Below are 12,854 nucleotides of genomic sequence, written 5' to 3'. Positions count from 1 at the left end.
GATTTACTTCGACTCCTTTGCTTTATATTCTTCCAATTGTTCTTGTAAATGAGCAGGAAGTTCCTCGTACATATTAGAAATTAAATCCGAAACTTTTTGTTTTGGTTGCTCATCAGCTTTCTTAATTGCTGCTTTAATTTCTTCTTTTGCTTGCTCAATTATTTTGTTTTCTTCTTCTTCTGACCAGATTCCTTTATTCTCTAAAAATTTACGGAAGCGAACGATTGGATCTCTCTTTTCCCATTCATTGTCTAATTCTTCCGTACGATAGCGAGTCGGATCGTCCCCAGCCATTGTATGTGGACCATAACGGTAAGTAAGTGTTTCAATCAATGTTGGACCTTCTCCACTAACTGCACGTTCTCTTGCTGCTTTTGTGGCAGCATAAACAGCCAATACGTCCATCCCATCCACTTGTATTCCTTCGATTCCAGCCGCAACAGCCTTTTGGGCTAACGTTTTAGCAGCTGTTTGTTTCTCTACCGGCACCGAAATAGCAAAGCGGTTATTTTGCACAACAAAAATAGCCGGAGCGCTATATGCACCTGCAAAGTTGATACCTTCATAAAAATCACCTTGTGATGTACCACCATCACCTGTATAGGTTAATGCAACAGACTTTTTCCCACGTTTCTTCATCCCAAGGGCAACGCCTGCCGTTTGGATGTACTGTGCACCAATAATAATCTGAGGGCTTAATGCATTAACACCTTCTGGCATTTGATTTCCATGATAATGACCTCTTGAAAACAAGAAAGCTTGATACAACGGTAATCCATGCCATATGATCGGAGGAACATCACGATAGCCTGGAAGAATAAAATCCTCTTTTTCTAATGCATATTGTGTTCCTAATTGAGATGCTTCTTGACCAGCTGTCGGTGCATAAAACCCTAATCTTCCCTGACGATTTAATGCAATAGAACGTTGATCCAAAATTCGAGTATATACCATTCGATGCATAATTTCTTTTAATTCGTCATCTGATAAATCCGGCATTGCATCTTCATTTACAATTTTGCCTTGTTCATCCAAAATCTGAAACGTTTCAAACTGATTTTCCACATTTTCAAGCACACGTTTCAATCTAGTCACCTCTTCCTTTCTATTCCTTGTTCATTTTTACACGGTTATCACCGTACGTAATCCTTAGAAAAACTCGAAATTGGCTCGTATGAACGAGCGTCGAAGTTTTTTCTCATACTTTTAACAGACAATAAAAATGTGAAAGTATAAGAACAGAATATACGTTCATTAGTAAGTACAGTAAGCCCTTATTAGGGCAAAAGTAATGAATGAATAAAACCGAATAAAACACAATAAACCTACCTTCGGAATTCATCACACTTTCCTTGAAAAAATCTGTACCAAGTTAGTTAATCATACATTACCCTGAATCGGCTTTTTTTAATCTATGTATGAATTAGTTTCATAAACTGTTACATAAGAATGTATAAAAACGACTGGTACAATTTTTATTCATTTATTAGTTTAGCTTATTCGTCCATACTGGTCAAACACTTTGATACTTATTAATAAAGTAAAATTTGTAATCGATTTAAAATATAACGTCAAACAGAATATTATTGGAGCATTTTGGATAAAATAATAAACTGTTTCACTTGAGTTGTTTCCCTGTACCAATCCTTTCATTGCCTCAAATGTTGTTACCATTTAAAAAAAGGATCATTACAAGAATGACGTGTTAATGCAAAAAAACAATGAAAAAAGCTTTCGCATGCGTTGCGAAAGCTTTCATATATTATTATTCACTATATTGAACATTTAATTCAGCAAGTTCATAAAATTCTCTTTTTAACGTATTATATACTTCTGTTTTTTCGTTAAATAATTGATTTGTTTCAATTACTTTATCATAGGATTCATTTACAGCTTCTATTTGGCTTCTCAATTCTTCTTCCTCTACATCTTCTTTTTGTAACAACTGATACAACGCTTCATCTTCATTAAGTGAATTGGTATAAGCATCATTTAAATCAAGATAAGCATTGTACCTTTCTTCCATTGCTTCCGTTAATTCAACTGCTTTTGTTTTTATTGATTCATCATTTATTTCTTCAATTAATGGGTTCACCTTGTCAAACTCTTCTTTTGCGTCCTCAATACTTTGCTTTTCCGTAACAATAATTTCTTTACGCTCATCAATATTTTCTAAAGCTCTTGTTGACAATTCCTGAATCCGATCTATATCATCCATACCTAATTCAATAATTTCATCATAAATTTCTTTTTCCTCATCTTCTAATTCAACTAAAGACCCTTGTTTTTCAGCAAAAGGTTCTTCTAGACTAACTGCCTGCTCTAAATGCTCGTACATTTCTTCCGGAATAGATTCACTGTTACATCCTGTTAAAAAAATTAAAAAAACAGTCATAGCAACGATTATTTTTTTAACTAGCACTTAATAATTCCTCCTAACGTCTTTTCGTTCCTTCTTGTTATCACAAGGTTATTTTTCAATAGTATATCATATCATGTAATGATTCCTACTTTTATTCTATGAAATATTTTTTGGTTCATGCTATCAATGAAAAAATATCATTACTTACACATTTTTTGAAGCGTATTAATAAAGTTAGCTGTGTTCATTTTCATTGTTGATTTTGACTCAAAAACATTAAAGCATTTGAAGTATCTTTTCTGCTTGTTTCTATGTTAAACTATTATTCAGCAAATGAAGCAAATCAAGGAGTGAAGACCATGATTACAATGGATGATATTGTTCGCGAAGGTAACCCCATTTTATATAAAATAGCTGAAGATGTATCATTACCTCCTAGTGAGGAGGATAATCGGACACTACAAGAGATGCTTACGTATTTAAAAAATAGTCAGGATGAGGAGATGTCCACCAAACATAACCTCAGACCCGGAGTCGGTTTGGCTGCCCCACAAATTGGCATTTCAAAACGGATGATTGCAGTTCACTTTGAAGATTTTAACGAAAAACTATATAGCTATGGGCTATTTAACCCAAAAATAGTTAGTCATTCTGTGCAAAAGGCATACCTTTCTACAGGAGAAGGTTGTTTATCTGTTGATCGGGAAGTACCAGGGTATGTTCCTCGTTATAATCGAATCACAGTCAAAGCTACTGATTTAGAAGGAAATGAGCTCAAGCTTCGTTTAAAGGGATATGCTGCGATTGTGTTCCAACATGAGATTGACCATTTAAACGGGATTATGTTTTATGATCATATTAATAAAGATAACCCTTTTGAAGAACCAGAAAATGCTGTAGCTGTCGATCGCTAAATGATAAAGTCAACGTTTTTAGCAAAACCTCCTGCTTAAATTTTTAAGCAGGAGGTTTTGCTAAAACTATCTTTATAAAATTTTCGGTTCACCTAAAGGAACAAAATAGTATAAATTATTCTAGTATAAGAATAATTTTAACGTGGAAAAATATAAGTACATAAATACGGTGAAAGCTTTAGTTTCTTTCTTTTTTCACAGGAATAATAGGTTTCTATTTCCAAAATTACTATTTCATACTATACTATATATTAAGAGGGATTGGATCGGTTAACGTTTTTATTGCTTTTCTTTGTGTATAAAGAAAGGAGCTGCAAGTAAATAATGTTAAAACGTTTAAAAGAAAAGCTTAAAAAACGATGGAAAGAATTATTAGGACGTAAACGTGTGCCTAGTGCGTGTGAAAATGAGAGTCGATAAACAAATCTGATAATAAAAAATACAAATCAAATACGAATGGAATAATCACGGAGCTATGATATGAAATACAAAAACGAACCAATTTAGTTATTAAGGAGAGAGTTATTATGATATATAAAGTACTGTATCAGGAGCTTACATTAGAAGTTCCTGTTAGAGAACGCACAAAAAGCTTGTACGTAGAAGCTGAAACTGAAAGAGAAGTACGAAAGTTTCTCTCCGATCGCAATTTAAACATCGAATTCATCCAGCAACTAGATGAGGCTCATCTTGAATATGAAAAAGAGTCTGAAGATTTCGTAGTGGAGAATGCATAATACTATGAAATTTGTAAAAAATGACCAAACTGCTGTTTTTGCACTAGGTGGTCTAGGTGAAATAGGTAAAAATACGTATGCTATTCAATTCCAAGACGAAATTATTCTGATTGATGCGGGCATTAAATTTCCCGAAGATGAATTACTTGGAATTGACTATGTAATTCCTGACTATACCTATCTTGTGCAGAACCAAGATAAAATTAAAGGATTATTTATTACTCATGGACACGAGGATCACATTGGGGGTATTCCTTACCTTCTACGGGAGATTAACGTTCCAATTTATGCTGGAAAACTTGCGATCGGACTTATAAAAAATAAATTAGACGAACATGGTCTTTTACGAAATGCTAAACTTCATATTTTTCAAGAAGATGATGTTATTAAATTTCGTAAAACATCCGTAACATTTTTTAGAACAACACATAGCATCCCTGATTCTTATGGAATCGTAGTAAAAACCCCTCCGGGAAACATTGTTCATACTGGAGATTTCAAATTTGATTTTACACCTGTTGGTGAACCAGCTAATCTTACAAAAATGGCTGAGATTGGTAAAGAAGGTGTCCTCTGTTTATTATCAGATAGTACAAATAGTGAAGTTCCTGGATTTACGATGTCAGAACGAGTAGTTGGCGAAAGTATTAACGATATTTTTGCAAAAGCTGATGGTAGATTAATTTTTGCAACATTTGCTTCCAATATTCATCGATTACAACAAATGGTTGAAGGAGCCGTTAGAAACAATCGTAAAGTAGCCGTATTTGGTAGAAGTATGGAAGCAGCAATTGCAATTGGTCAAGAATTAGGCTACATTCGCGCTCCTAAAGACACGTTTATTGATGCACAACAAATTAATCGACTCCCTGCTCAGGAAGTAACTATTTTGTGTACTGGTTCACAAGGCGAGCCAATGGCAGCATTGTCTAGAATAGCCAACGGCACACATAGACAAATTCAAATTATTCCTGGAGACACTGTCGTATTTTCGTCCTCACCAATCCCTGGTAATACGGTTAGTGTAAGTAGAATTATTAATATGTTGTATCGTGCCGGTGCAGATGTTATTCATGGTCCTCTTAATGATATTCATACTTCTGGCCATGGTGGTCAACAAGAGCAAAAGCTAATGTTGCGACTAATTAATCCGAAGTTCTTCATGCCAATTCATGGAGAATATCGTATGTTGAAAGAGCATACAAAGTTAGCACAGCTTTGTGACATGGACCCTAGTGATTGCTTCATTATGGACAATGGTGATGTCCTTGCTCTTGGTAAAGATAATGCCAACATTGCTGGAAAGATACCATCCGGCTCTGTCTACGTTGATGGAAGCGGAATTGGTGACATTGGAAATATCGTATTAAGAGATAGACGAATTTTATCTGAGGAAGGTTTAGTTATCGTCGTAGTTAGTATTAACATGAAAGAATTTAAAATTGCTTCCGGACCAGATATCATATCCCGAGGTTTTGTATACATGAGAGAGTCCGAAGACCTTATTAATGAAGCGCAAAAAATAGTTTCATCTCACTTAGACAAAGTGATGGAACGACGCACAACACAATGGTCTGAAATTAAAAATGAAATCACAGATACCATTGCTCCTTTCTTATATGAAAAAACCAAACGCAAACCAATGGTTCTTCCGATAATAATGGAAGTTTAGTTTAGACAAAGAAAAATGAGGCTGCCCTTTGCTTTTGGGACAGCCTCATTTTTAATCTTTTTTGGACGCAAAACTCTCTCAACAAAAGTAAGCTTTCTTTTGTAAGTGATAGATAGTCTAATCATCATCTACAACAAGTTGTTTTTCAAATCTAGAAATATCTTTATCCGCTCCAATGACTACTAAGATATCACCTTCATGGATCACTTCTGTAGCCATCGGTGATACGTTAACCTCTTTACGATTGGCCTGTTTAATCGCTACAACGTTACAACCAAATTGTGCCCGTATATCTAGATCCACCAATGATTTTCCACTCATTTTCGTACCTGCCTTCACTTCGACAATACTATGATCGTCAGAAAGCTCAAGGTGATCCAATATGTTATTCGATATGATACTATGGGCGATACGCTTTCCCATATCCCGTTCAGGATGAACTACTTGATCAGCACCTATTTTATTAAGAACCTTTTCATGATAATCATTTTGTGCTTTAACAGTAATCGTTTTAATTCCTAATTCCTTTAACATTAACGTAGTTAAAATGCTCGCTTGAATATTATCGCCAATTGCAACAATGACATGGTCAATATTTCTGATTCCTAATTCCTTTAATACCTTTTCATCCGTCGCATCAGCAATAACTGCATGAGATGCTATATTTTTAAATTCATTTACTTTATCCTCTTCTGTATCAATAGCTAGAACTTCCATTCCTTCTTTACTCAATTCTCTACAAATACTTCCTCCAAAACGTCCTAGTCCAATAACTGCAAACTCTCTCTTCATCGTTATTCCTCCGTGTTTAGGTGTATTGCTTTCACTAGTCTATCACACTTTATTAGGAAAATCCTTTGATATTCTAACTTATAAATTCTGAAAGTGTAAAAAAACATAAAACCTTTATCGATTAATATCGATAAAGGTTTTATACTATAGTGCATCAAGCATTTGAAACTGTGACTTTACTAAGTCAAAATATTCACCCTTCTGATGCATTAACTCATCATGATTTCCTTGTTCTAAAATTCTTCCATGCTCTAAAACAATTATATTATCAGATTCTCGTATCGTTGATAAACGGTGTGCAATCATAATAGCTGTTCTACCCTTAAGAAGCTTCTGCAACGCATTTTGAATTTTCACTTCTGTTTCTGTATCAATACTTGCTGTAGCTTCATCAAGAATCAATATTTTAGGATCTGCCAGTAATGCACGTGCAAACGAAAGCAATTGCCTCTCTCCAGCAGATAGAATATTACCTCTTTCTTCTACTTCTGTATAATATCCATCAGCAAGCTTCGTGATAAAGTCATGGGCACCTACAACTTTTGCAGCATCCATCACTTCTTCATCTGTTGCACCTGGTCGACCAAAACGTATATTTTCCATAATTGTTCCAGAAAAAATAAACGTATCCTGTAAAACAACACTTATATTATTTCTTAAACTATCTAATTTCATATCTCTAAGATCATTGCCATCAATTTTCACGGACCCTTTTGTCGGATCATAAAATCTGCTGATTAAATTGGCAATCGTAGATTTACCCGAACCAGTGTGTCCTACTAAGGCGACTGTTTCACCTGGTTTCATTTCTAACGATATTTCATGAAGAGCAACACGGTCGTCATCATATGAAAATTGAACACGATCAAACTCTATATGCCCCTTCATATTAGTGAATTCCTTAGCATTATCCTTCTCTTCAACATTCGGTTGTTCATCAAGGAATTCAAAAATACGCTCAGACGAAGCCATCGCCACTAGTAATTGATTGTATATTTGACCTAGACGTGAAATAGGTTCCCAGAACATACCTAAGAAAAATGCAAAAGATACAAATGTCCCAATTTGAATCCCGCCATTTTCTGGACCGAGTAGTAATAAATGTGCACCATAAGAAATCAAAATAACTGTTCCAATGGCATTACTCATTTCAACAAATGGTCCAAAGTATGCACTTTTCTTCATTGCTAGTCTTTCTTTTTCGAAATTATCCGTATTAACACCATCGAAATACTCCGTGTTTTCTTTCTCTTGTGAAAAAGATTGTGTAATTCTAATTCCTTGCATACTCTCATTTAAGTGTGAATTAAGTCTAGATTTTTGAATTCGAACATCCTGCCAAGACCTACGAATATTTCTTCTTAGTTTAGTTGAAATGTAAAACATAATCGGCAATATAACCAAAACAGCCATTGCTAATGGAGGACTCAAAACAAATAATATAACAATGATCCCTAGTAGCATAACGACATCCATAAGTAGATTGATAATCCCGTTTGTAAACAATTCTTGTAATGAGTTCACATCATTTAAGATTCGAACAAGAATCGAGCCTGCTGAGCGCTTATCAAAAAAGTTATGTGACAAGCGCTGAACATGTGAAAATAGTGTCTCACGTAAATCGTAAATAACCTTTTGACCCAATATATTAATCCATTTAATTCGATACATATTACCAAGATAGCTCAATAAATACAGTAGTGATATACCAATAATCAAGTATGTTAACATCGTAACATCTTCATTTGCTATTGCCACATCAATGGCTACTCTACCAATAAGAATTGGAACAGCTAATCGCACCATTGTTGAGATTAACATGGCAATCATTGCTCCTGGCAACAATGTTTTGGTATATGGTTTCAGATATTTTAAAAGTCGCAACATTTGTGTCCAGTTAAAGGGCTTTTCTACCGCACGGTCTAGTGGGTAATAAAACCGTTTCAAATGTGGACTTTCTTGCTTCGTATTCAGTTGCTTAGCCAATTGTTGTACCCCCCTAATTCACAGCGCCCATAATCGCCTGTTTATCCTGATACTGAATATCATAAATTCGTTGGTACGGTCCTCCGTTGTTTAGTAAATAATCATGTGTACCTCGTTCAACAACTTCACCATTATCGAGTACAATTATTTCGTCAGCATGTTTTAATGATGAAATACGGTGAGCAATAATAAATGTCGTTCTATTTTGCATAACTTCTTTTAACGCCTTTTGGATTTTGAACTCTGTTTCCATATCAACAGCAGATGTTGCATCATCCAATACTAAGATACTTGGATCTATCAAAATAGCTCTTGCGATAGCAATTCTTTGTTTTTGACCACCGGATAAGCCCATCCCTCTTTCACCGAGCATCGTATCATATCCTTTAGGCATTTCCATGATAAATTCATGAGCCTGAGCCCGCTTCGCTGCATCAATAATATCGTCCATGCTTGCTGAAGGATTTCCATACGCAATATTTTCTTTAATCGTAGTAGAAAATAAAAAGGACTCTTGAAGAACAAAACCTATATGTTTACGCAACGTTTTTAAATGATAATTACTAACAGGAATACCATCAATCAGTACTTGGCCTTGTTCTGGCTCATAAAAACGCGTCATGAGCTGCGTTATACTTGTTTTACCAGAACCTGTAGCACCAATTAAACCAATCGTTTTTCCTGGAGGTGCATCAAAGGAGATATTTTTTAAAGCAGAATCATCTTCTGGTGTGTACGTAAATGTTACATCTTTAAATGTTACATGTCCTTCTACCGTAACAGGTTCAATTGCCCCAGGCTTTTCTTCAATATCTTCCTTAGCCTCTAGAATTTCTAGTAGTCTTTCTCCAGATGCTTTTGCTTGTGAGAATTGGTTAACTATAAAACCAAGATGCATTAATGGTCCTAAGATGTAAGTCAGCAAACTAAAGAACGCTACTAATTTACCTAAACTTAGGGAGTCATTAATGACTAAATAGCCTCCGAATATAAGCAAAGCTACCATACAGATGTTACCTAGAAACTCCATAAATGGAAAGTATTTAGCCCAAATATTAGATGTCTTAATATTTACTTCTCGATAATTCACATTATTACTTGTGAATCTTTCAATCTCAAAATCTTCTTTTGATAAAGACTTAACTGTATTCATGCCACTTACGTTTTCCTGAATTCGTGTATTTAGTCTTCCTAAAGACTTACGAATCGTTCGAAATGCCGGATGAACTTTACGGTCAAAGCGGTAAACCACTACTGCTAAGAACGGCATTGCCGCCATAGTAACTAACGCCAATGGAACAGAATAATAAAACATGACACTAAGACTTACAATAATTAATAATGAGACTTTCACTAATTCTTTACAACCAGCAGCTAAAAAGAATTTAAAACCTTCTACATCCATCGTCAATCTTGACATTAAATCCCCTGTTCTTGCATTGTCATAATAAGTGAATGAAAGCCTTTGCAACTTCTTGTACAGCCCATCTCGCAATGTATAAACAGACTTAACCCCGAATAGATCTCCTAAATATTGTTGTAAAAAGTTTGCAATACCTTTAACAATCATTATTAAAATAAATCCTACGGATAGATAAGGTATTAAAAAGTACTGAGATTTCAATACCACCTCATCAATTGTTAGCTGTAATATAATTGGATATAAGACAGTTATTCCAGTTACTAATAATACAAAAAACAACGAGTAGAAAAAGTACTTTTTAAAAGGCCAGTAATATTGTTTTAATTTTTTAAATGTTTCCAAACTGTCTCCCTCCTCACGGTGAATTTTTTTAGCGTATAAATAAATATATCGGGTTACGAAATATTTTTCCACCTTTTTGACTCAATTTTTGAATTTTTTTTTACAATTTATAGAACAATGAACATTTTATCAAAAAATTATAATTTTATGACTATTTTTTAATATTTTAACTCGTACTTTTTAAAAAACTTTCACAAATCATTCTTAACGAAAACGAAAAAAAATAAGATGCCTAAAGAATGGACATCTTATTTACTAAAAAAACTACATTTATTTTTCATTTTTTCCAAGTACTCTATTCACACGCTTACGAAGCATCTTCATGCCTCCACCACCTGCTTGGAAGTGTCTAAGGTTACCTTCTGCATCAAACACATAATAAGCAGGAACATATTGATTTTCAAAAGCATCTGTTAATGCGTGTTTGTTATCCACAAATATTGGTTGTGTAATGTCATGTTCTGCTGCAATTTCTTTCACTTGGTCAAGATCCAAGTCTTTTTCCGAACGTGGCATATGCACAGCAATAACATTTAAATCATCCTTGTACTCATCTCGAAACTCATTAACATTTGGCATTGCTTCCTTACACAATCCACAGCTAACTGACCAAAAATGAATTAATGTAGGTTTATTTCCAACTAAATCATCTCTGCTTACTTCTCCATTCAACCATTCTGTAGCACCAGATAATTCTGGCATGGGCTCTCTAAGTTTCATATTTAGCTCCTCCCTTCTATTGAAAAGCATGGGGCCTAACCCACTAAAATTGAGCCAGACCCTATTTAAACAAATTTATAATTGATAGCTAAACGATTATAATGTTTCCTGACCTGGCTTCCAGTTTGCTGGGCAAAGACCACCAGTTTGAAGCGCTTGAAGTACACGTAGTGTCTCATCAACATCACGACCAATATTGTTATGATTTACAACTTGGTATTGAAGCTCACCTTCAGGGCTTATAATGAATAAACCACGAAGTGCAACCCCTTCTTCTTCAATTAGTACGCCATAATCAGCTGAAATTTGGTGATTGGTATCAGCTGCTAATGGATAAGCTAAATCTCCTAGTCCATTATCATCACGAGATGTATTAATCCATGCTAAGTGTGTATGTATCGTGTCAGTAGATACACCAATTACCTCAGCATCTAAATCTTCAAATTCATCATAACGATCAGAAAGAGCAGTGATTTCAGTTGGACAAACAAAGGTGAAATCCATTGGGTAAAAGAACAACACTGTCCATTTGTCATTCTTCATATTTTCTTCTAAAGACACTTTTCCAAACTCTTTATTGGGAAGAACTGCATCCATTTCAAAGCGTGGAGCCTGTTTCCCTACCATACGTTCTGCCATATATAATCCCTCCAAAAATAATTTAAAATATAATAGAAACAAATAATCTTTGTTTCCTTCTTCACAATTAAAAATTATAAATATATTGTCATTTATAGTCAATTAATGTGCTCTTTCTATAGCTATATTAAAAATTATATCCAAAACCATTAAATATAAACACTTTATTCACGCTCACCTTTTTCGCAGGAAGAATGGAAGCTTATCATTTGATTACAATCTCGATTTTCGCTTATTCTAAGATTCAAAAGGGAGGCTCTGTTAAAGGATAGTGTTGATAATGTAGTATATTGTTGAATACTAATGCCAAATGGAAATGAATACCGAACTTTAACACAGCCCAAAAGAAGGGAGAATTATATGAGTATCTTTCAAGATGGTTTGAATATCAACTTTGCAGAATTACTTGACCTTTTTGTTACAAAAGGGTTTAAAATTGCAATTTTAATTATCACTTTTATGATAGTATCACCAATTGGTAAAAAATTAATTACTACGTCTTTATCGAAAGCCAGTAATAGAGAAAATATTTCAGCTAACCGTATTAAAACGTTAGAAAAATTGTTACTAAACATCTATTCCTATGTCCTACTGTTTATTTTTATTGTCACATTGTTTGGAATTATTGGACTACCTCTTGGACCTCTCTTAGCTGGGGCAGGAGTACTCGGACTAGCAATTGGCTTTGGTGCTCAAGGATTGGTTAGTGATATTGTCACCGGGTTCTTTATTTTACTAGAGAAGCAAATTGAGGTGGATGAATATGTCACTGCTGGTGGATATAGTGGAATTGTAGAAGAAGTAGGATTACGAACGACAAAAATTAGAGGGTTTGATGGAACACTAAATTTTGTTCCAAATAGAGACATTGCTGGTGTTAGTAACCACTCGCGCGGAACAATGCGTGCTTTAGTTGATATAGGTATTAGTTATTCTGATAATATTGACGAGGCAATGGCTGTTTTACAAAAGGTTTGTGATGAATTTCAAGAAAATGATCATCGATTTGTTGATGGTCCAAATGTTATAGGTGTACAAGCTCTTGGCTCCTCTGACGTGATATTACGTGTATTAGGAAAAACAGAAAATATGGAGCAATGGGGAGTTGAACGTGATATGAGAAAACAAATAAAAGAAGCATTAGATGAAGCAGGAATTGAAATACCTTTTCCACATCAAGTAAATATTAACAAAGAAACAAAATAATAGAAAGGATCTCCAGTGTAATTATGGAGATCCTTTTGTCTTTTACATTTAAGTACGCTTT

Annotated in this window: 11 protein-coding genes; 4 read left to right on the top strand and 7 right to left on the bottom strand. The window is 34.5% G+C overall.

Going from position 1 to position 12,854, the window contains the following annotated elements; genetic code table 11:
* Positions 1–3: 3 nt before the first annotated feature.
* Positions 4–1,086 (bottom strand): pyruvate dehydrogenase (acetyl-transferring) E1 component subunit alpha, encoded by a 1,083-nt coding sequence (gene pdhA / locus JOC48_RS13325; protein ID WP_204500482.1) that lies wholly within the window; start codon positions 1,084–1,086, stop codon positions 4–6.
* Positions 1,087–1,765: 679 nt separating this feature from the next.
* Entirely contained in the window at positions 1,766–2,422 is a 657-nt protein-coding gene (locus JOC48_RS13320; protein ID WP_338024311.1) for a YkyA family protein, read from the bottom strand.
* A 299-nt stretch (positions 2,423–2,721) separates the two neighbouring features.
* Between JOC48_RS13320 and def the strand changes: the two genes are divergently transcribed.
* The 3 genes from def to rnjA all read left to right on the top strand — a co-directional run bounded on the left by def (position 2,722) and on the right by rnjA (position 5,685).
* Positions 2,722–3,276, top strand: coding sequence for a peptide deformylase (gene def / locus JOC48_RS13315; protein WP_204500544.1), 555 nt, complete (start codon positions 2,722–2,724; stop codon positions 3,274–3,276).
* 527 nt (positions 3,277–3,803) lie between these two features.
* A complete protein-coding gene (locus JOC48_RS13310; RefSeq protein WP_204500480.1) occupies positions 3,804–4,013 on the top strand; it encodes a DNA-dependent RNA polymerase subunit epsilon in 210 nt (69 codons plus the stop codon).
* Positions 4,014–4,017: 4 nt separating this feature from the next.
* Positions 4,018–5,685 (top strand): ribonuclease J1, encoded by a 1,668-nt coding sequence (gene rnjA, locus JOC48_RS13305; RefSeq protein WP_204500478.1) that lies wholly within the window; start codon positions 4,018–4,020, stop codon positions 5,683–5,685.
* A 117-nt stretch (positions 5,686–5,802) separates the two neighbouring features.
* Here rnjA and JOC48_RS13300 read toward each other — a convergent pair whose 3' ends face one another.
* From JOC48_RS13300 to JOC48_RS13280, 5 genes are all read right to left on the bottom strand, one after another.
* A complete protein-coding gene (locus JOC48_RS13300) occupies positions 5,803–6,477 on the bottom strand; it encodes a potassium channel family protein (RefSeq protein ID WP_204500476.1) in 675 nt (224 codons plus the stop codon).
* Positions 6,478–6,621: 144 nt separating this feature from the next.
* Positions 6,622–8,364, bottom strand: a complete 1,743-nt coding sequence (locus JOC48_RS13295) for an ABC transporter ATP-binding protein (protein ID WP_420829221.1) — start codon at positions 8,362–8,364, stop codon at positions 6,622–6,624.
* A gap of 112 nt (positions 8,365–8,476) precedes the next feature.
* Positions 8,477–10,228, bottom strand: coding sequence for an ABC transporter ATP-binding protein (locus JOC48_RS13290; protein ID WP_204500472.1), 1,752 nt, complete (start codon positions 10,226–10,228; stop codon positions 8,477–8,479).
* A gap of 270 nt (positions 10,229–10,498) precedes the next feature.
* Positions 10,499–10,948: a TlpA family protein disulfide reductase gene (locus JOC48_RS13285; protein WP_204500470.1), complete on the bottom strand. Its 450-nt coding sequence runs from the start codon at positions 10,946–10,948 to the stop codon at positions 10,499–10,501.
* Positions 10,949–11,044: 96 nt separating this feature from the next.
* The gene (locus JOC48_RS13280; RefSeq protein WP_204500468.1) at positions 11,045–11,587 is read right to left on the bottom strand and encodes a peroxiredoxin; all 543 of its coding nucleotides are present in this window, start codon (positions 11,585–11,587) and stop codon (positions 11,045–11,047) included.
* A gap of 360 nt (positions 11,588–11,947) precedes the next feature.
* Between JOC48_RS13280 and JOC48_RS13275 the strand changes: the two genes are divergently transcribed.
* Positions 11,948–12,793 carry a mechanosensitive ion channel family protein gene (locus JOC48_RS13275; protein WP_204500466.1) on the top strand — a complete coding sequence of 282 codons (846 nt, stop codon included), beginning with the start codon at positions 11,948–11,950 and terminating at the stop codon, positions 12,791–12,793.
* The last annotated feature ends 61 nt before the right edge of the window (positions 12,794–12,854 follow it).

It is taken from the genome of Aquibacillus albus (assembly GCF_016908325.1).
Lineage (GTDB): Bacteria > Bacillota > Bacilli > Bacillales > Amphibacillaceae > Aquibacillus_A > Aquibacillus_A albus.
The sequence above is the reverse complement of the archived record's forward strand: the minus strand, read 5'-3'. Positions and strand labels throughout refer to the sequence as shown.

Excerpts from the sequence above, each read along its gene's own strand:
- rnjA (WP_204500478.1), top strand. The coding sequence starts at position 4,018 with ATGAAATTTGTAAAAAATGACCAAACTGCTGTTTTTGCACTAGGTGGT.
- JOC48_RS13280 (WP_204500468.1), bottom strand. The coding sequence starts at position 11,587 with ATGGCAGAACGTATGGTAGGGAAACAGGCTCCACGCTTTGAAATGGAT.
- JOC48_RS13310 (WP_204500480.1), top strand. The coding sequence starts at position 3,804 with ATGATATATAAAGTACTGTATCAGGAGCTTACATTAGAAGTTCCTGTT.
- def (WP_204500544.1), top strand. The coding sequence starts at position 2,722 with ATGATTACAATGGATGATATTGTTCGCGAAGGTAACCCCATTTTATAT.
- JOC48_RS13300 (WP_204500476.1), bottom strand. The coding sequence starts at position 6,477 with ATGAAGAGAGAGTTTGCAGTTATTGGACTAGGACGTTTTGGAGGAAGT.
- JOC48_RS13285 (WP_204500470.1), bottom strand. The coding sequence starts at position 10,948 with ATGAAACTTAGAGAGCCCATGCCAGAATTATCTGGTGCTACAGAATGG.
- JOC48_RS13295 (WP_420829221.1), bottom strand. The coding sequence starts at position 8,364 with ATGTTGCGACTTTTAAAATATCTGAAACCATATACCAAAACATTGTTG.
- JOC48_RS13275 (WP_204500466.1), top strand. The coding sequence starts at position 11,948 with ATGAGTATCTTTCAAGATGGTTTGAATATCAACTTTGCAGAATTACTT.